At 55.3% G+C, this 22267-nt stretch carries 26 protein-coding genes; all 26 read right to left on the reverse strand.

Going from position 1 to position 22267, the window contains the following annotated elements:
• Positions 1–23: 23 nt before the first annotated feature.
• Positions 24–1334, reverse strand: coding sequence for a trigger factor (tig, locus tag ACZRJQ_RS12100; protein WP_463978593.1), 1311 nt, complete (start codon positions 1332–1334; stop codon positions 24–26).
• Positions 1335–2278: 944 nt separating this feature from the next.
• Positions 2279–2773 carry a lysis protein gene (locus ACZRJQ_RS12105; protein WP_463978594.1) on the reverse strand — a complete coding sequence of 165 codons (495 nt, stop codon included), beginning with the start codon at positions 2771–2773 and terminating at the stop codon, positions 2279–2281.
• Positions 2770–3303, reverse strand: coding sequence for a glycoside hydrolase family 19 protein (locus ACZRJQ_RS12110; protein WP_463978595.1), 534 nt, complete (start codon positions 3301–3303; stop codon positions 2770–2772). Before ACZRJQ_RS12110 ends, ACZRJQ_RS12105 begins: the two co-directional genes overlap by 4 nt.
• 58 nt (positions 3304–3361) lie before the next feature.
• On the reverse strand, positions 3362–3640 hold the full coding sequence (locus tag ACZRJQ_RS12115) for a hypothetical protein (protein WP_463978596.1): 279 nt from the start codon (positions 3638–3640) through the stop codon (positions 3362–3364).
• Positions 3633–3989, reverse strand: a complete 357-nt coding sequence (locus ACZRJQ_RS12120) for a hypothetical protein (protein WP_463978597.1) — start codon at positions 3987–3989, stop codon at positions 3633–3635. The genes ACZRJQ_RS12115 and ACZRJQ_RS12120 overlap by 8 nt, the downstream gene beginning before the upstream one ends.
• On the reverse strand, positions 3986–4834 hold the full coding sequence (locus ACZRJQ_RS12125) for a pyocin knob domain-containing protein (RefSeq protein ID WP_463978598.1): 849 nt from the start codon (positions 4832–4834) through the stop codon (positions 3986–3988). The genes ACZRJQ_RS12120 and ACZRJQ_RS12125 overlap by 4 nt, the downstream gene beginning before the upstream one ends.
• 40 nt (positions 4835–4874) lie before the next feature.
• Positions 4875–5615 (reverse strand): hypothetical protein, encoded by a 741-nt coding sequence (locus ACZRJQ_RS12130; RefSeq protein WP_463978599.1) that lies wholly within the window; start codon positions 5613–5615, stop codon positions 4875–4877.
• Positions 5615–6007 (reverse strand): hypothetical protein, encoded by a 393-nt coding sequence (locus ACZRJQ_RS12135; protein ID WP_463978600.1) that lies wholly within the window; start codon positions 6005–6007, stop codon positions 5615–5617. Before ACZRJQ_RS12135 ends, ACZRJQ_RS12130 begins: the two co-directional genes overlap by 1 nt.
• Positions 6004–9870 carry a TipJ family phage tail tip protein gene (locus ACZRJQ_RS12140; RefSeq protein ID WP_463978601.1) on the reverse strand — a complete coding sequence of 1289 codons (3867 nt, stop codon included), beginning with the start codon at positions 9868–9870 and terminating at the stop codon, positions 6004–6006. The genes ACZRJQ_RS12135 and ACZRJQ_RS12140 overlap by 4 nt, the downstream gene beginning before the upstream one ends.
• Positions 9871–9879: 9 nt before the next feature.
• Entirely contained in the window at positions 9880–10476 is a 597-nt protein-coding gene (locus ACZRJQ_RS12145; RefSeq protein ID WP_463978602.1) for a tail assembly protein, read from the reverse strand.
• Entirely contained in the window at positions 10476–11228 is a 753-nt protein-coding gene (locus ACZRJQ_RS12150) for a C40 family peptidase (RefSeq protein ID WP_463978603.1), read from the reverse strand. The genes ACZRJQ_RS12145 and ACZRJQ_RS12150 overlap by 1 nt, the downstream gene beginning before the upstream one ends.
• Positions 11229–11235: 7 nt before the next feature.
• A complete protein-coding gene (locus ACZRJQ_RS12155; protein WP_463978604.1) occupies positions 11236–11922 on the reverse strand; it encodes a phage minor tail protein L in 687 nt (228 codons plus the stop codon).
• Entirely contained in the window at positions 11919–12257 is a 339-nt protein-coding gene (locus tag ACZRJQ_RS12160; RefSeq protein ID WP_463978605.1) for a phage tail protein, read from the reverse strand. Before ACZRJQ_RS12160 ends, ACZRJQ_RS12155 begins: the two co-directional genes overlap by 4 nt.
• The gene (locus ACZRJQ_RS12165) at positions 12257–15610 is read right to left on the reverse strand and encodes a tape measure protein (RefSeq protein ID WP_463978606.1); all 3354 of its coding nucleotides are present in this window, start codon (positions 15608–15610) and stop codon (positions 12257–12259) included. The genes ACZRJQ_RS12160 and ACZRJQ_RS12165 overlap by 1 nt, the downstream gene beginning before the upstream one ends.
• A 60-nt stretch (positions 15611–15670) precedes the next feature.
• Positions 15671–16084 (reverse strand): hypothetical protein, encoded by a 414-nt coding sequence (locus ACZRJQ_RS12170; protein ID WP_463978607.1) that lies wholly within the window; start codon positions 16082–16084, stop codon positions 15671–15673.
• 71 nt (positions 16085–16155) lie between these two features.
• A complete protein-coding gene (locus tag ACZRJQ_RS12175; protein ID WP_463978608.1) occupies positions 16156–16458 on the reverse strand; it encodes a phage tail assembly protein T in 303 nt (100 codons plus the stop codon).
• 23 nt (positions 16459–16481) lie between these two features.
• Positions 16482–16952, reverse strand: a complete 471-nt coding sequence (locus ACZRJQ_RS12180) for a phage tail assembly chaperone (RefSeq protein ID WP_463978609.1) — start codon at positions 16950–16952, stop codon at positions 16482–16484.
• Positions 16952–17419 carry a phage tail tube protein gene (locus tag ACZRJQ_RS12185; protein ID WP_169836305.1) on the reverse strand — a complete coding sequence of 156 codons (468 nt, stop codon included), beginning with the start codon at positions 17417–17419 and terminating at the stop codon, positions 16952–16954. The genes ACZRJQ_RS12180 and ACZRJQ_RS12185 overlap by 1 nt, the downstream gene beginning before the upstream one ends.
• 12 nt (positions 17420–17431) lie before the next feature.
• Positions 17432–17779 (reverse strand): tail completion protein gp17, encoded by a 348-nt coding sequence (gp17, locus tag ACZRJQ_RS12190; RefSeq protein ID WP_463978610.1) that lies wholly within the window; start codon positions 17777–17779, stop codon positions 17432–17434.
• 4 nt (positions 17780–17783) lie between these two features.
• On the reverse strand, positions 17784–18254 hold the full coding sequence (locus tag ACZRJQ_RS12195) for an HK97-gp10 family putative phage morphogenesis protein (protein ID WP_463978611.1): 471 nt from the start codon (positions 18252–18254) through the stop codon (positions 17784–17786).
• Complete coding sequence (locus tag ACZRJQ_RS12200; RefSeq protein ID WP_463978612.1) at positions 18247–18570, reverse strand: phage head closure protein; 324 nt, start codon at positions 18568–18570, stop codon at positions 18247–18249. Before ACZRJQ_RS12200 ends, ACZRJQ_RS12195 begins: the two co-directional genes overlap by 8 nt.
• Entirely contained in the window at positions 18570–18869 is a 300-nt protein-coding gene (locus tag ACZRJQ_RS12205) for a head-tail connector protein (protein WP_463978613.1), read from the reverse strand. Before ACZRJQ_RS12205 ends, ACZRJQ_RS12200 begins: the two co-directional genes overlap by 1 nt.
• Entirely contained in the window at positions 18870–19166 is a 297-nt protein-coding gene (locus ACZRJQ_RS12210; protein WP_463978614.1) for a hypothetical protein, read from the reverse strand.
• Positions 19167–19225: 59 nt separating this feature from the next.
• Positions 19226–20428 (reverse strand): phage major capsid protein, encoded by a 1203-nt coding sequence (locus tag ACZRJQ_RS12215; RefSeq protein ID WP_463978615.1) that lies wholly within the window; start codon positions 20426–20428, stop codon positions 19226–19228.
• Positions 20425–21066 (reverse strand): HK97 family phage prohead protease, encoded by a 642-nt coding sequence (locus tag ACZRJQ_RS12220; RefSeq protein ID WP_169862956.1) that lies wholly within the window; start codon positions 21064–21066, stop codon positions 20425–20427. Before ACZRJQ_RS12220 ends, ACZRJQ_RS12215 begins: the two co-directional genes overlap by 4 nt.
• Positions 21053–22267 carry a phage portal protein gene (locus ACZRJQ_RS12225; protein WP_463978616.1) on the reverse strand — a complete coding sequence of 405 codons (1215 nt, stop codon included), beginning with the start codon at positions 22265–22267 and terminating at the stop codon, positions 21053–21055. The genes ACZRJQ_RS12220 and ACZRJQ_RS12225 overlap by 14 nt, the downstream gene beginning before the upstream one ends.

A 22267-nucleotide genomic window follows, 5' to 3' on the forward strand; every position in this document is an offset into this window, starting at 1 on the left:
AGTGTTTTCTAACGAGTCAGAAATCAGTCGGCTTGTGGAGCTTCCACCGGCTTGACAGCTTCTTCGTAAGAGACCGCTTTATCGGTCACCTTCGCCTTCTGCAGAACAGTATCCACAACTTGTTCTTCCAGCACAACCGAACGAACTTCGTTCAACTGCTGGTCATTTTTGTAGTACCAAGCTACAACCTGCTCTGGCTCCTGGTAGGCAGAGGCCATTTCCTGGATCATTTCGCGAACGCGATCTTCATCAGGCTTGAGGTCGAACTGCTTGACCACTTCAGCCACAACCAGACCCAGCACAACGCGACGCTTGGCTTGTTCCTCGAACAGCTCAGCTGGCAGTTGGTCAGGCTTGATGTTACCGCCGAACTGTTGAACAGCCTGAACGCGCAGACGATCAACCTCGTTGGACAGCAACGCTTTTGGCACTTCAATCGGGTTAGCAGCCAGAAGGCCGTCCATTACCTGATTTTTAACCTTGGACTTAATTGCCTGACGCAGCTCACGCTCCATGTTCTTGCGAACTTCGGCGCGGAAACCTTCCAGACCTGTTTCCTTGATGCCGAATTGAGCGAAGAACTCTTCGTTCAGTTCTGGCAGTTTTGGCTCAGAGACAGTGTTAACAGTAACGGTGAACTCAGCGGCTTTGCCTGCCAGGTCCAAGTTCTGGTAGTCAGCCGGGAAAGTCAGGTTCAGAACGCGCTCTTCGCCTGCTTTAGCACCAACCAGACCTTCTTCGAAGCCAGGGATCATGCGGCCCGAGCCCAGAACCAACTGAGTACCTTTGGCAGAACCGCCAGCGAATACTTCGCCATCAACCTTACCAACGAAATCAATGTTCAGTTGATCTTCGTTCTGAGCTGCACGCTCAGTCACCTCAAAGCGGGTGTTCTGCTTGCGCAGCACGTCCAGCATTTTGTCCAGGTCAGCATCAGCCACTTCAGCGCTCAGGCGCTCAACAGCGATGGTATCCAGACCCGTTACTTCGAATTCAGGGAACACTTCGAAAGTAGCGATGTATTCCAGATCCTTGCCTTTTTCGAAGACTTTAGGCTCTACCGAAGGCTGGCCAGCCGGGTTCAGTTTTTGCTCAACCACTGCCTCATAGAAAGAAGCCTGGATCACATTACCCAGCGCTTCTTGACGCGCATCAGCTTCATAACGCTGACGGATCACGCTCATTGGCACCTTGCCTGGACGGAAGCCCGGGATCTTGGCCTTTTGGGCAGTCTGTTGCAGACGCTTGTTGACTTCAGCCTCAATACGCTCAGCTGGCACGCCAATGGTCATGCGACGCTCAAGAGCGGAAGTATTTTCAACAGAAACTTGCATGGATATTCCTCGTTGCACAGACGTTAGCCGGCCGTTTCCGACCCCATAATCAAGGGCATGCATTCTAGTGGGTCAAACTCAAGAAGTCACCCTACTGCAATCGTGCAAAGAAACAGCAGACACATTATTAAGCTCAAGCAGTCATCAGCTCGATCACTGCAAAACACAAACCTTCACACCCAGACGCCCGCTCAACGCCTTCTATATATAGAAGCAAACATCAAGCAGCGACCTGAATACTCCTCTGCGAAGATTTGAGCGCAAAGAGCGCTGCATTATCCAGCAACATAATGCCAACCCCCACTCAAGCACAGAGTTAAATTTATCGGCAATCAAAACAAAACCGCCAGAACGAGAAAAGGCGCAGCCCTTTTCAGGTACTGCGCCTTTTTCGCGAGTGAACAGGTCACTATATTTGGTGCGGACGGAGGGAATCAAATTAAAGCCTGAAACCCTTGCCGAATGCGACTCGCAAAAAAGAAAACAAACCTAATGTACTAATAGCTGTACTAAAAAGCATTTGCTGGACGTCCTGCAGGGCCGCCCTAACCTGCTGGTATTGTTACATAAAACTGCTTGCGCGCTGCAAATTTGCGTCGACAGAAGCCGTTCGATCCTGAAGGGCGGCCCGCCCAAAAAGGCGCCCTATATATAGAAGAATTTGAAAGAACTCGACGGGATCTGTTTGCACCACCCAGTCATCGGCGTCCTGCCGAACGAACACACCCCCAACCCACCAGCGTCACCCGAAATAATTTTCGGAATATTCTGCTCCGTTCTTGTCGTGAGCCTGAATCCGCCATAACGGGATTCGCTTCAAGGCCTGCTTCTCGGGCGCACCAAAGAAGGCATGCTAATTTTTCCGACCGTCAATGTAGGCGCGGAACCGACATTATTCTTAAAGCGGATTTTTGACTGCAAATTATTCTTTTTGAGCCGAGCGGCTACTGACACGCCTCCCGCACATACTCCTGCAACCCCTTCAAGGCTGCCCGGTCTTTGATGATCCCGACCCTGATATCGAAAACAGTTCGTCCAGCAGCTCCAGTGAGTTCGACGGTTCCACCATCATCCACGCGGGCGGTGCTGGTGGTATCGGGCAGATTGCTGCTACCGGCACTACAACGCCCGGCGATGCGCAGCCGGCGATCACCAGCAGCAACATCAGCCCGCAGCTTTTCATTTTCAGCGAGAGCATCTGCTTTCTCCGTGGTCGCTTTGGTATCGAGTTCGGCCAAGGCCTTTTGGGTGGCCTGCTGCTTCTCCAGCGCTTGACGCACCTGAGCGGTTGCAGCGTTGGCAATGGCAGTCATGTCAGCTTGATGTGATGCGCTCAGATTGGCCAGTTGCTTGCCGTAGCGCCATGAGCCCACTTTCCATGTGGCAAAAACGGAACACCCCACCAACACAGCAAGGCCAACCCAGCGCCACGGGATCACGCCAACACCTTAAGCGCTCGGGCGTACAGCATCTGGCGATCCGCCGCGCCGTTCTGGCCACCGTTGATACGCGTGGTGATCGTGTCGAACTTTCCAGCATCCGCCAGAGTGTTCAGCCCCCTCGTCGCCCAATACCACGCCGCTGACATGCACGCGTACTGTGGTTTTTCCAGCAGCTCAGGATGGTTGATCAGATCAAGGCCCAGCGCTTCGCCACAAGCCTTGTGGTTCGCGCGACCTGTGATCTGGATAAATCCACGACCACGGTACTTGGAGCCGTCACCCGGTTGCGTGTTGCCCAAGTCAGCGCGGCCCTCGTAACGGGCTTGTGCCTTGGTGGGCCCCCAAATCTCTTTCACGTATTTGAGCTGGCCGGACTCATGACCGATCTGAGCAATGAAGGCTGCGATGCGCTTTGTGCCAATGATCTGGTAGTGGTTCATGGCGGTGTTTAGAGCAGGAACAAAAACGCCGGCTGATGGGCCGGCGTTCGGGAGGATTTGCAGCAGTTGCTGCGCGGTGATGGGCATGGCTTTCTCCGGGCAAAAAAATACCCGCACTCGGCGGGGTTCGGTATTGCTGTGTTTGTCAGCTTGGCCGTGCTGGCCGGTGCTCTGAATCGGGATAGCCTTCGGCCCCTTCCTTCCATGCGCGCACCTGGATGCGGTAGTCGCGCCATTCGCGCTCAGTGCCGGGCAATGCCGCTGGGTCACCGTCTTCTACTGCGAGAAGCTGATCCGCAATCACTGCCATTTCAGAGGTCTGCCATTGCAGCTCGGCATTTACATGCAGGCTGTTTGCATGCTCGGCCAGTTCGCCATCTTTCATCTTCTTGGTGATGAGTTGTGACCAGTCGATGTTACTCATTTACTGCTTCCTTCTGCTCAATGACAGGGTCTTTCGCCTCAGGCTCGGGTGGCAGCGGGTCTGGAAGTTTGACTGGGCCGTCAGGAACATTAAACAGAGGCTCGGGGAATGCTTGCGCTTGGCTGTAATTCCACGGAAGCGGTAGGCGCAATGTTAGTGTAATGACCCCGTTATCCATGTTTACATCGCCGGGAAAGTGGTCGCCAGCAATAGCTTCTCGCGGCAGCGTATCGCCATCGCTCATTTGAGAGAATTCGTACACCTCACCGTTTACCGACAGAGAGGCACCTTTCTTTATTACCTCGAATACATCTACATCCATTCGAACTGGGGATAATAAAATATTCATGCTTTCCACCTACCCATTGCAATGGCGCTTACCTGCGCATTCACCTCGTCACCTGCGACGAACTGAGCCTTGGAGTAAATATCAAGTGTTATCCCTGTGTTACTCGGCCCAATAGGCACAGCGCCTGAGATTTGCCTATTTATCCCAATGATACCGTGGATTGTAATTGATATGTTCGGGACAGTCCCCGCCAAAAAAAGGGAAGGAAACGACCACGGATAACGAAGGACGTTAACCGTCACATATGCTGTTTGCTTTATTGGCAGCCGGCATATCAATGTACCGTCTATTAATTTGGTGAACTCACCATTTACTGTTGAGCCACTTTCAATTATACCGCCAAGTGCTATGGTGCCAGCAACGGTATCTTCTGTGTATATCCGACTCCAGTTACCCCAATTACCAAAAATGCAGAAACGCTCAAATGTACCGCGTAATCCAGCAGCGGCACCAATAGAAGTCCATTGCTGCCTAACGTAGTTACTTGCCGACCACGGATGAACCTCCAAATACCCTTGGTTGTTGCTCTGTGTTGCTGGAAACACCGAGCCCGTCCAAGTAGCCGGAGTGAAATACTTTCCCGAAGCCAAGAAGGCGTTGGCATTATCGGCAGGTAGTCTTGGCGTTGTTGTGAGGCCTAGGCCAAACGCTCCTACAGGCATTAGCAGGCCTGCGGTTGCGTCTACGTTTGAAGTTTGTACATCCCGTTTAGCCGCTGTGCCCATGCCTTCGGTACGGTCGTAAAGCTCCTTGGTCATGAAGTTGATTTTCTGACTGGCCGTGCGCGGTGGATCGCCACCCAAGCCTGTCGGGGGAGTGCCCAAATTGATTTCTTGCCGTGCCATGTGGGAGATACCTTATTGTTTAGCTGTGACCTGACTTGGCTCAGTTGTAATATTTTTCGATTGGGAATTTACATACAGGGATGGCAAAGCTTGTTCCATTTGTTCCTTGATACCAGTAGCCACCGTAGTAATCATCTGTGACGGCATTAATTGTCATTGCCAGAACTCGGTTTCCTCCATCAAGCAATCTCAGCCCAGCATAATCGACCCCGTCCATATACCAGGACACGCCTCGGTCAATGCTGGAGATACTTATAAAGTCGTCAGCATCAATGGCAAGATCGCTATGAAACACTTGGAGCGGATTGCGGACACCAAACTGTTGCCATCTCCAGTTTCTGGTGAACTTGTTATATTTAACGATTCTATCGCTGGAGGTGAACGCTATCTTTCCTTGTTCGTCGTACACCTCAAGTCCGTACACATCGGTGCTGGGCTTGTCTGAGTACTTACAAATAACGTGTTCCATTGAGTAGTTCTGCTGCGCAGATCCCCCAGCAACAGCAGATGTAACTTTGAAGCCTGTCCAGTTTCCAGCCTTGCCCCTCAGCGTGGTGTACAGCGCTAATGCGCCATGCCTACCGTTGATGTAGCGAACAAAAACCTGTGGTGGCTCTTGAGTGAGCACAGGCTTGGCAAACGTAACCTCACCGCTCCCCTCCCCATCGGAATACTTGGACGTGATCTGAAAGAGCCCGCGTTCTGAAAACACCAGCACTTTATAAGAGCTGCTGATAATCACAGAGCCATAGTCGTTTGTAACGGAGAGGCCATAATCCATTAGGCGACCCTCACGACTTCAACCACGCACTCCACAACGCGTGACACCCACAGATTTACGCGCTTGTCGCCATCCCCAATAAGCGAGTTGTAGTTGGCATAGGTGTAGATGCCAATGCGCGTGCCTCCCAAGTTCTTATAAGTGGGTACAAATCCCCAGCGTGGGGCTCCAGCGCCTTGAGCGTTGGGCGAATATAGCTTTGGGGTGATGGTCACAAAGCAGGTGGCGGAGTCATAACCCGGAACATCTATCAGAATGTAGTCCGTCCTGACCCCGTCGCCCCTAGCGTAGCTGCTGGGGAGTGTCATCTGAGCCAGTTTCTGAAGCGTGAAATCCTCCATCCCCAGCGTCTGCACACCCTTTGCATCGAGCACTTCTAGTCCATATTTCATAGCATTAGTTTCCCGGCCCGTAGGCGAACCGTGTCAGCCTCATCCTGCACTAGCAGCCCGTCGTTATTAAGTGTCGTAGAACCGCCTGCCCCGGCACTGCGCAGGGTCAGCATCCCTTTGGGGATATTGATTTCCAGCAGCGGCAGCCCTTTAGAGTTCACCGCACTGGAGCGCAGCGTCATGCCCAGCACCAGATTCTGGATAAACGCCGTATCGATCATCGCGTAGTTGATGAACACCTGACCGCCTTGCACGATAAAGGGCGCGCGAAGCTGGCCGGTGACCTCGTCGATGATGGCAAAGCGCTGGGCGAAGGCCAGAATCTCGGAGGTGTCACCCGCCGCAATCGACAGCCCTGCCATGACCTTGCGCCCGCCCGCAATGGTTTCAGCCTTGATCGTGGTTTGCGCAGACACCCGGCCATCTACATCCGCCACCGCTTTGCTGACCTGCTGTACTGCGGCTGAGTTTTCGCCAGACGCTGCTTGAACGGTGTCAATTTTCTGAGTCAATGCTTTGTCAGCATTGGCCAACGCCGTGGTCTCGGATTTGAAGGTGGCGGCATTGCTCTCGACCTTGGCGTCCAACTGGCTGACCTTTGACGCCGTGGCTGAGTTCGCATCGGCGGCAGCCTTGGACACATCTAGGATGGTGGCTGCGTTTTCACCCACCTGAGCCTGAACAATGTCGGTGCGAAGCGACTGCGCAAAGTCCCGCTCAGCAATCACCGACATAAGCGACTCAGCACCGGCCGAGGTTCTGCTGTCCCCAGCGCTACCGCTTTCATCACCCGCAGAGCCGGAGTCGACGAAGGCGTAAACCCCATCAACCTTTTCTGCCGTGGCCTTGACCTTGCCGTCGAGGGTTTCGACGGTGCTGGTCAACGAGCCAAGCCCGCTGGCCGTGGCTTCAAGCCCCGTCTTCGGGTCTGTGATTTTGGCGTTGATCGCGCTGATCTGCTTGCCCTGCGCGGTGATCTTGCCGTCCTGCTCGATGATGCTGGCCGAGTTTTTCTGAACTTGGAGTACCAGTGCGTTAGTGGTTTGGGCCAGCGTGCCCATGTCCATCCAATAGGTCGCATCAGGTGGCGGATGGCCCTTGGTTGCCACAATGGCCTGGAACAAACGGTTGCCCAGCCGCACCACGTCGCCCGAGGCGTAGGCCTTGGTGTTGTCGTACTCAAGCGCATCGGTGACGTCCTTGATCAGCTCTGCCAGCTCCTGCTTCGCAGCCTCCAACCGTTCGTTGACTGAACCCGGACCATCACCGTCGATGAGCTCAATTTTCTCGATCTTATCGAGCAACGCCTGACCGAAGGCGGACTCCTGAATCTTTCCCAAAAAGTACTGTTCATACTCGGTTTCCTTCGAGCTCGGCTGACCATTGATCCCGAATTTCTCCGGGAAGAACGGCCCGATATTGCCCGAGCGATCCACCAGCCGCGCCCAGAAAAACAGACTGGTACCGGGCACGATGTTTTGCATCTCGTGCCGCGCCTGCGGGTAGGCGTAATCGCCCAGTTTGGTTGCTGCCTCCAAACTGTTGGCGGTGCCCTGCCAAATCTCGGTGCGCTGCGTGTCCTCTGCACCCGGTGGAAAACCCCAGTTAAAGCGGATGCCGTAGACCAGGCTTTCGGTGGTCAGGTGGGTGACTGCCGGTGGCAAGCCTACCTTGCCGTTGAGCACGACTTCCGCGCTGTTGCCCCAGATAGAAGCCACATCCATCGCGTTGACTGAACTCACCCGGGCAAGGTATCGCCCGCTGTAAATCCCTTCGACTTCTGCGCCAAGGCTGCCGGTACGCGGCAGGCGTATCCAGTTGCCGCTGTCTTTGCGCCACTCGACGTTGTAGGCGACGGCACCCGGCACCGACTCCCAGGTGATGCGCATGCTGGTGACCGCGATCCCTTGCGAGACCACGCTGCGCGCTTCCAGGGTGATGCCTTTGGGTGGCGTCATGACGCCGGGCGGGATAATGCTGGTGGGCTGCGGATCGATGCGAGCCCCGGTGTCGATGGCCGTGTATTTCAGCGGCTCATGCTGGGTGGCGGCGATTTTGAACTGGTGCAGGCCTTGAGGCTCGATGGTCTGCACCCGAAAGCGCATAACCGCCAGATCAGCGCTTTCTACAGACCAGCTGCACTCAGGCTCGGGCTGCTCGGAATAGTCCGCCATCACGGTGACCAAGCGGCCAGAGACTGATTTAACAATGCGCCCTTCGGACTTGCCGCTGGGCAAGTTGAGGATCAGCCGATCTTCCTGATGCACTTCGGCATCAATGTCCAGGGTGATCACGCGCTTGGTGGCAGCGCTGATGCGTCCACCGTTCGGGCGGCCAGAAAACAGCTCATCGGCCACGCAGATAATTTGCCCCGGCTCGACGTTTCGCCCTTCCATGCCGGTGGTGAAGCTGACCGACCACTCTTCATATTCTTCGGATTTCAGCGCCCAAATGCCGTGGCGAATGGCTTCGCCTTCGACGGTGCAGCCGAACCGGGAGATGTCGAGCATCCGGTGGCCAAGCGCGCCGATGAGATTGTCATTGGTCACGGGCGCGGGCTGGGTCTTGAATTCGTTTTCAGGGTTGTCCCATGCCACTTTGGCCCGTGTGTGGCGGTCAGGCAGCGCGGCGGCGACGTATTCAAATTCGCCGATGATGTTGGAGCGAGTGAACACGTAGCCGTCTTCGTTGCCGGGAATATCGGCCACCATCGTGACCTGCGAGCCGTTCCAGCAACTGCTGCCCCGGAACACGCTTGCCAAGTCAGACAGCAGCGCATAGCCCTCGATGGAGTCTTGGATGTAGACGTTGGTGGTCATGCGCGGCTGTAGACCTCCTTTGCCATCAGACACCATCACGTCGCAGTAGCGGCCAATCTCGTAGAGCGTCCAGTGGTCGACCATGTCGGCAGTGATGCGCCGCCCCAGCCCATAACGGCGGTGCAACAGCAGGTCGCGCCAGATCCAGACCGGGTTGTTGGTGTAGGCCAGTTTAAAGGTGCCATTCCAGTCCCCGGTGTAGGTGCGGGTTGGCGGATCGTAGTTGGTGGGCACCTGAATAATCCGGCCACGCATCAGGGCGCTGAACTTCGGCGTGTCCTGAAACTGTTTGGCGTCGAACTGGAGACCACCAATAGCCAGATTCGGGTAGCGCAGCTTTTTGTCGATGACCTCGGTCAGCCCCTTGATCCGCATCAGGTCTGCATAGTTATTGTCATTGCGGTTGGGGGTAAGCCTGCGCACGCGCACCAGCGCACTGGTGAAGCCTTCCGGCAGGTCGATCCGGTGCGTTCGTTCGTACTCGGTGGTGCCCTTGTCATTGAGCGTGGCCGACAGCACGGTCTGATAGCTGCCACCGTCGACGGACAGGTCAATCGCGTAGTCGATGCGGTAGCCGACTTGGTCACCGTTGGTTTTGACCTGCCAAATCTGTGGCCATGACAGGCGGATACGAAAGGCCGACAGTTGCTGGTCGGTGATCGCACGCGTCCAGGCGTTGTCGGATTTCAGTTCAATGGGCAGGCCTTGAGAGGCCTCGTTCTCAATGGCCGGAAAGCCTGCGATGTGATCCTGATCGACAGTGCCAGCGCGAAAGTCCCAAATCGTGCCCGGAAAGTTTTCGCTGCCATCTGGCGAGAGCAAAGGTGTGCCGTTGAGCTTCACTGACTTATTGCCGTTTACTGGCCCAACAATTGGACCTTCGCTCAGGGCGTAGAGCAGTTTGACGGTAGCAACCGACAGCGCGGTATCAGGCGCTTTGTACGGGGTATAGGGCTTTGCTTCGCCGCCCTTGGCACCTGAAACGCGGGCAGCAGAAGGCCGGCGCCGGCGCTTTGCAGCGGGCGCTGTTACGGTCTTGGACATGCGTTTTCCTTACTGCTGATCTTCCGAGAAGACACCGGCTGAGATGAGGGCGCCGCCAATGTCACGTTCGCCATAAAGCAAAGGCTTGCAGCGGCCCTGAGCCATCGTGGTCACTGCCCCACCAAAGGCGTAGGACGGTTTGTTGCCGTCGCCCTCCTTGTCCAGCATCCCCACTGGCGATGGCGACATGCTCATGGCGATACCGCCAATCATCAGGCCGACACCCGCAGCCGCCAGGTAGTACTGCTGGGTGACTGCGCCAATAACCACCAGTGCCAGGCCTGCAATGGTGGCGAACAAGCCGCCGCCCTTACTGCCAATCACAATCGGCGCAATGCGGATGGGCTCGGCGGTGTCCTGGCGCATGTCCATTTCGCTTTCGCTGAGGTTTTTCTTGCCGCGAAAAATGGCGTAACTCAGGCCGCGCTCTTCGGAAAACCGCAAGAACCGTTTGAAGCCGGGGATTTTCACGCACAGGGCATGGATCGCTTCGGCGCTTGAGGCAACGGCCAAGTGATGCACGCGCCCGAACCGGGCACCCAGCACGCCGTAAAGCATCACCAGCACCACCAAAGGTTGCGGGCGGATCATGGTTTTCATGGCCATCAGTCAACCTCCGGCATGCGCTGGTGGCGAAGAATCAGCACGGTGTAGTCGGCCCACATGCCGCCGTACACATCGCGGGTGGATTTCTTGTTGTAGCGGTGGTGCAGGAATGTGCCCGGCGCGGGGTGCAACTCCGGGTCACTGGCCAACAGGCCGTCATCGAGGTAGATGCCCGCATGGTTCGGGGCGTCAGCGTTGATCTGCATCACCAACATGTCGCCCTTGCGCGGCACGGACACGGGGTAGAACCCGGCGTCCTCGTAGTATTTCTCGTACAGGCTTTCGCCATCATTCCACCAGCCATCCCGGCGCGGGTAGTTCGGCAGCTCAATGCCGTGTTCGCGCTCGTAGTAGTCCCGGCACAGGGCGTAGCAGTCGAGCAGACCGTGGCCGAACTCACGGCCAATCAGCGGCGCCTGATAGCCGCAAGGCTTGAACTCGAAGTACTCGCCAGAGGGCCAACTGATAATGCCCCACGGTTTTTCGTGCAGCTCACAGCTGACCCGGTCAGTCATGCTCGGGATGGGCGGCACGTCCGGGTGGCTGTGAATGATCATCGTCACCTCGCCCCGGTCCTCGGCATCGCATTTGTCGCCGGGGTTGATGATGAAGTGCTCGCTGGGGGTTTTGGCATCGTTGCGGCATGGCACGTACTTCAAGCGGCCCGCCTCGCGAATCACCACCCCGCAGCTTTCTTTGGGAAATTCAGCTGCCGCGTGGGCCTGAATCTGTTTGAGCATAGTTTTGTTCATGAATTACCTATCCAATAAGCGAAGCGCCTGGCACCCCGCCAAATGGCAGCGGATTGCCGCGTCCGTGGCGCAGCTCACACGCACTCGGCAGACCACTGCAACGATCAAGCGCAGGGTCATCCACCGGGTTGCCGTCGAGGTCGAACATCTTGATGCCGGTGTAATTGCAGTCCGGCCCGCGATACTCGCCCCACAGGCACCACTCGCAGCGGTTCATGATCAGGCCGCCGGGGAGCTTCTGCCCTTTCACCGCGGTGGGGGGTGCCAGTGAGAACAGCACCTCTTCCCGGCCCAGGCTGGTGACCTGATTGATGTACGAGATATCCAGCTTTTCCATGCTGCTGGCCGTGGGGTTGCCCTCGGAGAAGTTTGCGGCATCGAGGTACTTGGCATAGGTCTGACGAACCGTAAGCTTGACCCCACTCATGCCCTGAAACTGGCGGCATAGCGCGGTGATCGTGCCGTCGATGTTGCTGATTTTCAGTATCGGCGTTGACGAGTTGCCTTCCACGCTGCGCCCAAAGCCGCCCGTCTCGTAAGGTCTGGGCAGGTAGCGCTCGCCCTTCCAGATAATCGGTGTCGACTGCTGATGCGCATGAAACCGCAAAATGCCCATGCCCCGCGCTTCGCCATCCAGTTCGATTAGCTGGATCAGCGCGCCGGGCTCCAGCTTCTGGTTGTCCAAGGTGATCATGGGTTGAATACCTGCTGAAAGGTGGTGCTAAGGGTGTATTTTTTATTGCCCAAGGTTTGAACTTGCCAGCCTCCAGTGGTGATAAACGCGCCCCGCGCCTCAAGTGGTGGCGTCCACAGGAAGTGATTCGCCCCTTTGTGCTTGATGAAGAACGCCTTGATGGCCCGGATGTAGGCTTCGTTGCCCGTGAACGACACCGCATAAGAACCGGCGATGTTGTTGATCCCAACCGAAAGGCGCTGGCTGTAGCCGTTGCCAAACTTCGATTGGAGAATGTCGGGCTGTGAATCACCAGACGAGCCAACCCGTGGCGACCAGGTGAATACCTCTGCCATTAGCCGTTTCTCCGGTTATTTGGATCGAGCAGGCCGTTTTGGCCTTTCTCGCGCATGATCCCGCTACGGACCATGTTCGGCCCATCCGCCGCAAGGACTGCCCTTGCAATGATCATTGCGCGTTCTTCATAGCCTGGCGAAGCCTCAGTACTCGCCGTGCCATCGGCATTTATGGTGATGCTGATCTTCGGCTGCATCTGTAGATCGCTGGCTGCGGCAGGCGCTGAGCTGAGGCTTGAGGACAAGCTTGAGTTTCCGACAAAGCCACCACTGGAATAGCCAGGCTTGCCACTTTTGTTCAGCCCGATCAGGTAATCCTTCATGCCGGGCTGATCGACAACCTCTTTGCGAATCACTACCTCGCCGCCGTGGACTACGCCTTTAGGCTCGTACTTACCGCCTGCGCCGGTGTAGCCACCGTCAGAGAAACCTGCAATTGCCGTAGCGGCAATCATGCCTACCGACGCGTAGCCCAAGCCGCGAATCAGCCCGGCAGCTGGAATGCCCATAATTGGCCCAAGCTCCAAAGCTTTGGCCGCTGCCACCTCAGTGCTGACCATCGCCTGAGCAATTGCCGCCGCCTTACTGGCCAGAAACAGCACCTTGTAGGCTGTTGAGCCTTCACCAGCCATCTGCTTCATCATGTCCGCAGCGTTGCTGGTCAGATCGGCAAAAACGGCAATGGAGCCAAGTTTGTAGGCGTCCTGAATCGACTCCAGCTTCTTGTTGTTTTCCGCGTTAATCTCGACCTTGCGATCCAGATACTGCTGTTCGCTAATCAACTTCTGGTCATGCAGGTCTTTTTGCCGCTGCAACTCCTTCTCGTGCCACTTGGCCAACTCCTTGTCAGCCTCAGCCACCTTGATCAGTTCGCCGCCCGGCCCGCCGATAGACGAATCCAAGCCAGTGAACGTAGGCGAAGTGTTCTTACCCACAGAGGCCTTTGAGATTGCATCGGCACCTGCGCGGTACTGATCCGAGGTCAATCCGCCCTGCGCGTTCAGCTTGGCCAACTCGGCAAAACGCTTGCGCGTAGTGGCGAGCAAGCTGTCTTCCTGACGCTGCACGTCACTCATCAGGTCTTTGTAAGACTTCTGAGTGTTGAGGTTGTCGACAGCAATTGCAGCACGCTGCAAATCAACTTTTTTTGCTGCATCCAGCTTGCTCAGCGTGCCTTTGGTGGTCTCAAACTCGATCTTGGCCAGCTCGGTTTTGGTGGCATGAACATCGGCCTGTTCGTTGAGCGTTCGCAGGGTTCGGCTGTAGTTGTCTTCCAGTTGCTTGGCTTGGCGCGCCGAATCATCTGCCGCTTGTTTTGCCTTGCGAGCAGCATCCTCTTGGGACTTTTTGGCCAGCTCGCTGGCATCTGCTGCTTTCGCTGCCGCTTGAGCCTGAGACAGTAACGCCAACCCTTCCGGGGTTTGTGCCAGCCCTTGTTTGGCGCCCAAACGGTTGATTTCGCCCAGCTCGGTGGGGTCTTTCAGCTTTTCGGTTTTTTCCTTGAGCGCATCGATGCGCTTCATCCATGCATCAGTGGTGGCAGCATCGGGCGGCTTGATGGCATTCAACCCAGTACCAAGCGCTTCGGCAGCACCTTGGGCGCTGTTCATGACCGAGGTCATCGATGAAATCTGTGTGCCGAAGATGTAAACCTTGTCGATGTTAGTTTGATACTTACTCGCCAGATCCTGTAGCTGGCTGGTCAGGTCGGCGGTGGGCTTAATGTTCTGGACGAGATTCTGTGTGGCCGAATCGATATCGACCCCGCCCTGTATCCCGCGCCGAAAATTCACGGATGCGGCAGTTCGCTGAAACTGACCGGCCTGAAATCTTTGCGGGCCGTGACCTGTTCTTTGTTCGGCGATGGCCTGCATGTCCCTGAGAATATCCGCAGCGCGCGTCTTTGCTTCGGCCTGCTCCTGGATCAGTTTGTCTAGAATCGGACGGCGCTGCGCGTTGCCAAGGGCTTCCCACTCCTTGCGCAGCTCTTCAATCGGACGCTTCAGATCAACAGCGGCATCGCCCGCTTTGTCGGCACTGTCGCTAAAGAGCAAAAAACTGGCCGCGATTGTCGCAGCAGTTATTGCCAGCCCTGCCGGACCTCCCAATACACCCAGCAATGCACCACCAGAAGTGAGTGCCATCGCTTTATTGAGGTTGCTCTGAGCAATTGTTTGAGCATTAATTGCAGCGGTCGCCGCTATTTGCTTGGGAACTAACTCGGTCTGCACAAGGCTCAAGCGCTTCATGCCCGTAGCGGCAGCTACAGTGGCTTGGGCTGCTGCTAGCTGAGCTTTTGCATAGATTACCTGTGAGTCCGCAACAACGAAGGTGGCGCGGGCAACTCCGATGGATTCAGACCTGACTTTTATCAGTGATGCCGCATGAGCCAGCGCAGCACGCGCAGCTAACAATGATTTGCCTGCAAGCGCGCCAATCGCGGCGGCTGCCCCCGTTAAAGCCAACAACCCAATATTGTCAGCCATAAACACGATGGCTTTTGAAAACAGCACTGTGCTCCCTGTCGCACCGTCTGCACCACCCACCCATGCCTGAAAAGCATTATCCATAACTTGCATCGAACCGCTTATAGTAGGCGGCATTTTGCTGTACTCCTCGCGGAGTTTAGCAAGTTGCCCTACGATAGCTGGAACAAGCTTGTCAGTCGTTAAAAGGCCTTTATCGGCCATATCTTTAAGTGCGCCGGTGGTGACACCCAAACCATCAGCAAGGGCCATCATCGCCCGACCACCACTCTGACTCACACTGTTAAAGTCTTGTCCGCGTAAAACGCCTTTAGCCAGTGCCTGACTGAGCTGTGTAGTTACAGAAGTGACTTCTTCAGCACTTGAGCCAGAAAGCTGAAAGCTGGTAGCCAAAGCTTCTGTAAATTTTATGGATTCTTGCGTGGAAAACCCATACTCCTTCAATGAGCGAGAAGAACGAGTGTAAAGGTTAGCGTTATCCGCAAAAGACGTGGTGGTCCGCTGACTAATATCAAACAGGGCTTGTTGTGTTTCTTTGAACTCGGCTGTGCTCGACGTTGCCAGCTTCAAGCGTGCATTGATAGAGTTCCACGCATCTGCTTGACGAATAAGGTTGCCAACTGCAAGCGCCCCCACCATTACAGTTGCATATCCGCTTACCGATTGAGTTAGAGATGAAACAGCAGAGTTTTGTGCATTAATCGCGGCTTGTTGTGAGCGCCACCCATCAGCAGCTTGACGGTTTCCACTGGTGATTGTCCGAAAATAGCTTTGACCCATACGCCCTGCACGGGCCATTTCACGCTGATACGCGCCGGTTTCCGCAGAGACGCTCACAATCAGCTTGCGAAGGGTTTGGCCTGCCATGCTTTTCTCCGGGAATTAAAAAACCCGCCGTAGCGGGTTTAAAATCAATCAGTAATACAATCACTTGAATACGTTATTTACAATATATGGCTTGCATGTGGCTATTGTATGTTCAATAACAGTACCCACTGGATACTCTTCGAATCGGCTATTAAATATCTCAAGCTTTCCGGTATTCAAATGCAGAAACAAGTTACCCTTATTCGATCCATATCCAGTTCTTTCTGGCAGCGTCAACTCGGGATCAATCTTATAAGATTTCGCAAACCTCAGCGTATCTCCCTGCACCATTAATACAGCTTCTTGGCCAATATTAAAAACACCAGAAAAATTAACCTGATCACCAGCTACATCTCCATTTTTAACCACTGTATAACCATCGCATTGGACTATTTTCTCAGGTGTAGAGGCAAACACTCTGGGAAAAAAACCAATCAAGACTACACATAATAATGTTTTGTTAATAAATCTCATGAGTCCGTTCGTCCAGATGCAAAAACCCAACTTTACCACCGCGAGCGGACAACCTCGAACCCTAAGGGTTTTCAACCAGCGCTCATACCTTTCAGGTAGGCGATAAATGAGGCCTCCCCTTCTGCTGCTTCCTGCTCTTCATCCACCGGCAGCACTTTTTCAGGTGCCCATTTCGGCATCATGTCCGAGGCGGTCACTTTCGCGCCTTGAGCCTGTAGCGTCGATGCGGCAACGATAGATGCCTGAATATCCCCACGAATGTCAGCAATCGGCGACACCCTGTCGTAAGCCATCCACAACATGAGTTCTTCGGCGCTCATCTGTTCGCGCAGATCGTGCAAGGTCATGCCCAGTCGGAGGGCCAGCGCAAGCATGAAAGCCAGCGCTGGTTCCTCCGTTAGTCGTTTCCCGCTGCGTCCACCGGGTCGGGATCATCCGCCGTCACGCCAACCCCACTCAGCTCGAAAGCCTTGGCTGAAAGGCGGTCATGCACTGGGCTAAACGCCTCGACCACCTCATCAATGTCATCGTCAGTGAACACGCGTTGCTGGGCCTCGTCGAACAAGGTGCGGACCAACACAAAGGCATACAGCTCGTTGGGGTTGATCTCTACCTGAGGCTCTGGTGAGGCGTCTTCGCCTTCGGTAACTTCGACGGCGCGAGCGCTCAGCCCTGCATCAACACGGGCAGCAGACACCAGCTCAGCCGCACGACGGCGGTATTCAACCCAATCACCCGCGCTGAGGGCACGGATGGTTACCTCGGCGCCGCCCCACTCGGCCACGGCAATGGTTTCGTGCTTGAAGTTGCGCAGTGGATCGAGCGCAAATGCGCGAAGGCCGCCTGCTGCGGCTTTAACGCGGGCCATTACGGCACCACCGGCATGTCAAAAGATACGGAGCCGGTGATTCGCACGTTAAACGTGCCGTTTACGGTGCCGTTGGGTGCAGCGTCCCACGTGAACTGGGTGACCAGGCCCAAGAAGTCCGAGGCTGTGCCATCTTTGAACACCGTTTGAAACGCTCGGGGCTCGCCATCGTCACGAGCGGTACGCAGTACGGTTTGCGCCTCGTCGTCAGCCTTCCAGTTGCCGGCCATGCTGAATGTGCCGTTATCGGCCAAGCCGGTGGTGAATTCTTTGGCTTCGCTGGCCAAGGTGGTGGTTTCAATCTCGTCCGACTGGCCACCCTGGAACTGCGGCTGTTTGATGGTGACGGAAAGGTCTGCCCACTCCAGGTCAGGGTCTTTCGGATTGAGAGTGGTGAGCTTCGAAACTTTAAGCTTCGTGCCCTGCGTTTTAACAAACTTTGCTTTGGTTGGGGTTTGAGCGGCCATACGGCCTCCTGTTTAAGGTTGCAGGGTGTATTCCCAGCTCACGCTGTAGAGTTTGGTGTCGCTTTCGAAGGCGTCCGGCAGCCGATCTGCACTGCCGGTGGTGAAGTCTTCGCCATCCGTGGTCATCGCGCTAAAGGCCTGTCGCGCAAGGGTCAGGGCTTTCAAATGACTGGCACCCCACGCGTCCACCTGAATGCTGACATCGCTGGAGCCGTCCCAGCCGGTCAGGGTGAAACCCGTGCCTTCGCTGACGGTTTGCAGGATTAAACGCGGCAGCGCGGCGCCCTCGGGGGCAACGCCGAAGTACACGCGCCCCTCGACCAGCGGCGAGAGCCTGTCGATCAGTGATGTTTCGATCATGGGGTTACCCGGTGATGGCGTTGTCGATGCCTTGGGCCAGCTTGTCGGTGACGGCTTTTTCGATCTGCGGCAGGCTGTTGTCCCAAGCGGGACGCATGAAAGGAGCGGCGGGCATTTTTGAAGTGCCAAACTCAATGAAGCGCCAGTAGTAAGGGGATTGGTAATCCGTTTTACGGGTGCGCTTCTTTTTTCCTCGACCTTTGATGGCGCGTACTGTTTTCCCGGCCGGGCGCTTCACGCGCAAGCCAGCTGTTGCACCTCCAGGGGTATCAGCTTGCTTTAGTCGGGTGACGGTAATGTTTTTCTTAAGCTTACCGGTGCGTACCGGTGCCGCTGCTCTGGCCTTATCACGAGCGATGCGCGCACCGGCCATAACTGCATCACGCACAACTTTGTTGCCCGTCGCTCGGGATAAGCGTTCAAAGTCGGCTTGCAACTCGCCTAAGCCAAGGATATTAACTGAGCCATTACTCATTGAGGGTCACCGTTTTGCACATAAGCTTGAGCATGTCCCGCTGATTGGTGGGCAGCGGCGCGATGATTTCGTAAAGCGTTGTGTGGTGTCTCAAGCGCTGCCCTGCCCTCACATCTTTTCGGTACCGAATATTGATTTCAGCACTGACCTGAGCCTGCATTTGCGAAGCAGCCATGTACATCCGGCCCGAAGGAATATTGATTTCTGCCCAAAGCTTACCGAGGTCGATCCATTCTTTAGAAGGCTGACCCAACTCATCTTTTATTTCGGCATAGCTGAGAAGCGTGCAACGGTGTCGTAAGGGGCCAGCTCTCATTAATATCGCTTCCTGTACATGAGTAACCGCTCTACAGCCAGCGGCACCGTTGAGGACGAGACGCCTGTAACTACCGCCTCACGATTGGCGTACCAGTGGCCGACGAGCAGCAAAATGGCCTGCTCTACATCCGGCGTAAGCCCCATTTGATCGGGCTCAACTGGTGCGCCATCAACCAGTTCTCTGTCACAGTGCATGGTCACATGAGCTTTAGCTGCGTCGACATAGCCCAATACAAGTGAATCGTCTTCGTCACCCTCCAGCCGCAAATGCAGTTTTATGCGGGCCAGCTCAATCATTTACTTGGCCTCTTTCGCGGCAGCCTTGTCAGCCAATACCTTTTCGGCCGCTACTTTTTCTGCGGCTTCTTTTTCGGCGGCCTTGTCCTCTCGCGGTGCAACCGGCTTGCTTTCTTTGGGTTTGAAAAAGCGAGGTTTACCGCTGCCATCAAGTTCGACAGCCAAGCTTTTGCCGATCAGGGTATGGCCGTACTCGTCATCAGCGTTTTCAAAAACAGTACCGGCTTTCACCTTGTTCGAGTTATGCCCAAGAAGCGCTCCGTTACCGACAAAACCCCAAATCGCTTTAATTTTCATGATTTCTCCTGAAACGAAAAAGGCCGGCGAGAGACCGGCCATTCATCAGTTGTTTGGGCTTATGCAGCGGTTGGGAACTTACCTTTGACCAGAGCTTCTTTGCGGCGCACGCCGAGACCAAGACGCTCTTCCACCAGCAGGGCGATTTCGTTACGGATGAACTGATCGTTGATCAAGCCCATTTTGAACTGGAACGACATGCGGTCGAATAGCGTGGTCGAGCGTGCGAAGTTGGCCACGAGGAACTCGCCGCCAACATCCGCTTCGCCTTCATCCATGCTGTCCGAAGTAATGACCGGACGCCCCCACAGGATTGGGGTGACCAAACCTTGCAGGTTGGCGAACAGGTAGCGGTTCTCGCCATCTTTCTGCAACTCGATGTTCATCCAGTCGAGTTCGGTCATGACCACGCCGTCGGCTGACATTTGCGACTGCTTGCGCACCTGGTAGATAGCGCGACGCACCAGATCAATGGCGGTGTCACCGGCCTTGCTCAACGCCGCGTTGTAGCTGGTCGCCTGAGTCATCAAGCCGTTGAGGTTTTCGCCGGTACCGTCACCTTTGAGGATCTGCCCCTCTTCTTCAAGCTTGAGGTCGTAGCGCAGCAGTTGCTGCAAGTAAGCGAACATCTGAGGTACGTCAGAGAGCACCTCGTCTGTAGCGGGCATCCAGACCGCGATTTTTTTGACCCGATCCGTTTCGGTGGTGAAGGTGACATTACTGGTTGGCTTCAGGCCTCCCTCGGCAACCGGTGCGGCACCACGCGTATGCACGTTCTCGCGAAAGTAGGTGTAGTTCTGGCCCGTCACGGGGATGGTGGTGAGCAGGTCGCGGATTCGCAGCTCTTGGCGAATACCGGGCTGGATCACTGGATCGTAAGTCGGCGCAACAAGCCCGGCGCTGCCCACCTTCATTTCTTTCATGCTAGCCAAGTCGGACTTGGTCACTTCGATTTCGGCCAGGCTGACGCTTTTCTGTTGCAGGCCTTTGTAAGTATCGTGGGTGCCTACCAGATCAATAAAGGATTTGGCCTCGCCCGGCTGGCCGCGCAGTTTGACGCCCTTCTGCTCCAGGTCTTGCACCTGGTCAATTACACGCTGCAACTCGCCCTTTTGATTATCGATCTGGGTCTTTAGGTCAGTAGTGACTTTGTTGCCCTTTTCGACCTCAGCAATGGCAGCGTCATACTTGGACTGCAAACCGGTGAAGCCAGTTTTCAGTTGCAGCTCAAGGGATTCTTTCAGTTCTTTTACTTCGCTCATTGCGACACTCCGAAATGGTGGGTGAATAGCGTGGATAGTTGTTTCAGCTCTTCCACGATCACCGTGGCCTCACTGCCGCCATCACGGCGCAGCGCGGGGTAGCCGAGCGAAGCGACCGTAGCCGCCTCTTTCTGAGACAAGCCCATACGTTCGCGCAGGGCGTTCTCGAAAAGCCTGATATCTGACTTGACGCTGAGGACGTGTGCCTCAGGGTTCATGCCGAACGGTACAAAGGAGGCTTCCCACAGTTCAGCCTCCTTGATGATGCGAACACGCCGACCGGCTCGGTCTTCAAAATCCGCTTTGATGGTGTTAAACCCAATAGACATGCTGTCGAGTACCTCGGCTTTCATAAGCTCGTAGGCATCGCGCGCATAGCTCACAGCCAAGTTGATCTTGCCCTTTACGAGAAGGCCGTGATCGTCTTGGGTGTAGTCGGCAAGCCCAACCAGCCGCGTTAGGTCGTGGTACAGCGCCAGTTTCAGCTTCCCGCTGCGGGTGGTTTTCACGCGAGTGAAAGCGCCGGGCAGGATCACGTCATCGCCTAAGTCGACGTTGTTGAAAACCGCTGCATAACCTTCGAAGTTGCCAGCGTCATCCACTGATTTGAGTTCAAAGGGAACCTCAAGATTCGCCATTTTTATCCATCTCCCATCGGGTGACTCGGTTGTATTCGTCGCCTTCAAGGGGAGGCAGGTTTTCTTTTGTGCGCACTTCGTTGATGAACATCCAACCCGAGCCACCCGAGCCGCCCAGAGCAGCTTTGTAGTAGGCCGCACGCCCAGCACTGTCCGCGCGAAGTAAGCCTTCAACTGCGAACTCAGCAAAGCGGGATGAGAGTCGATAGACCTTGTCGTTAAACTCGTCTTCCACAACGTCAATGAAAGGCTTGAGGCCGAAGGTGATAAATCCGGTTAGCTGCTGCTCCAGGTTTGACCCCATGATCGAAGTCTTGCCTGCCCGGTTTGCCAGCCACAGCGGCACGCCGTAGATGCCAGCAAGTGCTTCTTCTTGAAATTGCTGAGACTCAATGAACTGGGCGTCTTTCTGTGTGATCCCGGCCGGAACAATGGTGGGATCACCCTGAAGAATGGCCATTTTCCCGATGTCGTCGGCGTCCGCCTTGCGCACATCGGGAAACTTTTCCATGACTTGGGTCTGCTGGGCCTTGGTCAGGAACTGTTTGTAGATGACATAGCCACCTGTGAAGCCGCCCTTGCGCATGAATCGCGCTGACCATTGCTGGCCAGCCGAGGCAAGTCCCATGGTTTCGGCCTGATGTTCAAGCGGGGATAAGCCGACAATGCCATCCATGCTGAAAAGCTTAAAATGGAGCATGTTTTCAGGCGAGACGGGGTATTGATCCCCTTTGCTGGGCGTTACCCAATAGAGCAAGTCGTCATCGGTATCGATGGTTACTGTCCTGCCATCCAGTGGCACGAAACCGATAGGATCGCCATGAGTATTGCGCTCGATAAGTGCGAACGCATTACCTCGAATTGCCATGTTCACCACAACGAACTTGAGGAAGTTCAACATGGTCATGTACGGGTTTGGCTTTCGCAGCAGCTTCAAGGCCCGATCATTACGAGGCACTAACTCGCGCCCCTTGTCCGTGTCCTGATACAGCTTTAAGGGCAGACCACTAAGAGACTCAGAAAGGATCTTTACACACGACCAAACCATACTGATGGACAGTGCGGTCTTGGTCGTTACCCGGACACCGGCCTTGGTTTTTCTACCGCCGACTTCAAGGTCTACTTCGACGTGCTCACCCGTGACTGGATCGGTGTAGCCGAACATGCGCCATGACAGCGGGTTGTACCAACGAGATGCCAT

This window comes from Pseudomonas sp. E315 (genome assembly GCF_055406205.1).